Source organism: Arthrobacter sp. H35-D1, from assembly GCF_030063185.1.
Lineage (GTDB): Bacteria > Actinomycetota > Actinomycetes > Actinomycetales > Micrococcaceae > Specibacter.
Genome location: NZ_JASISP010000062.1, coordinates 1 through 2,216 on the forward strand (window position 1 = coordinate 1; position 2,216 = coordinate 2,216).

1 protein-coding gene is annotated in these 2,216 nt (G+C 67.5%); it reads right to left on the reverse strand.

Annotated elements, in window-relative coordinates:
- Position 1 precedes the first annotated feature (1 nt).
- The gene (locus QMG25_RS20245) at positions 2-2,158 is read right to left on the reverse strand and encodes a putative transposase (RefSeq protein ID WP_283462919.1); all 2,157 of its coding nucleotides are present in this window, start codon (positions 2,156-2,158) and stop codon (positions 2-4) included.
- Positions 2,159-2,216: the final 58 nt, after the last annotated feature.

A 2,216-nucleotide genomic window follows, 5' to 3' on the forward strand; every position in this document is an offset into this window, starting at 1 on the left:
CTCAGACCTCCTGAAGTACGTGTTTGCTCATTGTTGAGATTGGGGCCTGGGCTATTTGGTAGTTCAGGGGGCGTCGGTCGCCGGGGAGCCGTGTGGGGGTGTTGTTGAGTTCTTCGGTGAGTAGTTGAAGGGCGCGGGCGGTGCGGGGGCTGTCGGGCGCATCGAGGATGACTGTGATTTCGTGGGTTCCGTAGGTGATGGTTCCGCCTTGGTGGAGGAGGTTGGAGGTGATGGCCCTGTACTCGTCCGGATCGTTTAGGTAGGCGTTGAGGCGGTCGGCGAGCCAGGCTTCGGCGTTGAAGGCCAGCAGGCGCAGCACCATTTGCATGCTCCGGCGTTGAAGGTGGGGGCGGGCGAGTTTCGCGTCGGGGTTCAGTGTGTTGGCGGGGAGTTTGGCCCGGATGGGCTTGAGGGTTTTCTTGGCGTCGGCGAGGGCCTGTGTGGCTTTTTCGATCCGCCGATGGATGCCGGGCAGGGCCGCATTCATCTGTTTCGGTGTGCCGCCGCTGGCGAGGAGCTGGGCCAGGGAGCGTTCGGCGTCAGCGAGCCCGGTTTCGGCGGTCTTGACGGTGGCGCGGGCAGCCACACGGGCGGGGTTGGCGACCAGCCGGGTGTCTGTGGCAACATCCATCCGGTAGTCGGCGATGGCGTCGATGCCGTTGTGCTCGGACGCGTATTTGAACATGTTCTCGATCCTCCAGCGGGACCGCAGCCAGCACAGCAGGTCCGCCCCTGTACCGGTGGTTTCGCTGGTGAGGACCTGCAGCACCGGGGATCCGTGTTCGAAGAGCGTTAGTTGGCGTGCGTGGCCGTAGTCCTTGATCGCCACGGTTTCATCGGCGAGCTCGACGGTGATGTCTTTGCCGTTGCGCACGGTAGTGGAGATGGCCGGGGTAGCGGTCGTTGCGACCAACGGGGCACGGCGGTAGCTGATCCACCCGGCGCCGGCATCCCGGCAGGCAGTAAAGGCGATGGGGAATGCCCCGCCGCGGTCAAAGCCGAGCAGGACCGGGGCGTCCGGCCCGATCACCCGGCGCAGTTGGGTGAGCACGCCGGGGAGGTTTGAGGCCAGCGAGGTCGGTTCCCCGGAGCCGAAGACGACGGCCCGGCCCCGGGCATCGACCAGGACCGTCTCATCACGGCCGGGTTCGGCGTGGCGACGCTTGGTATTCCAGCCCTTCGCCACCGGCTTCGCGCCGGCGTAGGGGACGAAGTGGTCATCAACGTAGTAGACCGGATCGGCGGCCGGGTCGAAGGCGAGCATCCCGGCAGCGAAGGCCCGCTGGAGGGCCAACGGGTCGGAAGCGTCGGCCAGGGCGGTCAGCCGTCCGCGCAGGGTCGCCAGCTCCGGAATCGTCTCCACCCCGGCGGTCGGGCCAAGTTCACCCCGGCGCAGGTGCTTGAACCCCTCCATCGTCCCGGCCCCGAGCGCGAAGCCCAGTGTTGCTGTGGTCAGCACGGCCAGGTTGTCATAGCGGCGTCCCGGGGCACCAGCCAGGGTCGCGAAGATCGTTTCGGCCCCGACCCGGTCCAGGAACGCATGCAGCAGCATCGCCCCGGCATAACGGGAGAAGACCGAGCCCTCCCCGATGCGGGCCAACGCCGCCGGCCCCTCTTCCGAGACAGTGCCGGGATCCCCGGCGGGAATAAATGCCTCTGCGTCCGCACCCGTGTCGTGCCCGGCATTCATCTGGCCCTCGGCGGTGCTGCCGGGTTCGGGCAGAAGCTCTTGCTGCACCGGCGTCGGGCCCCGCCGTGCGAGCAGCTCGCTGATTCCCGACTGGGCCACCCCGAGCCTGTCGGCGATCACACGCTGCGCCACCCCTTCCCCCGCCCAGGCCCGCGCCTTCGCCACCTGCCGGTCAGTAAGCTTGGGCGGGCGCCCGCGGCGGCGCACCAACCCGGCCGAGCCCTGCGCGCGGGCCCGGCCCCGCAGCATCGAGACATACGTCGCGGTCAACCCGAACACGGAAGCAACCTCATCGACCCGGCGCCCGGCGTCTGTCAACGCCACGATCGCCAAGTTCCGCATCCCCGTGTCGCCCTCCTCGTAGCGGTAGAGCAGGGCACGCCCGCAGCGCACCAGCACTTGCCCGCCGCACGCGGCAAGGGCCAGCCCGGCCGGTTCCTGCATGCCCTCCAATGTCTCCTGATCCATCCAAACAGCCTATCACATCTCAACTGATTTCTGATCATCTTAAGCAAAGAAAAACCCC

Coding starts and splice junctions, on each gene's coding strand:
- QMG25_RS20245 (WP_283462919.1), bottom strand. CDS start 2,158: ATGGATCAGGAGACATTGGAGGGCATGCAGGAACCGGCCGGGCTGGCC.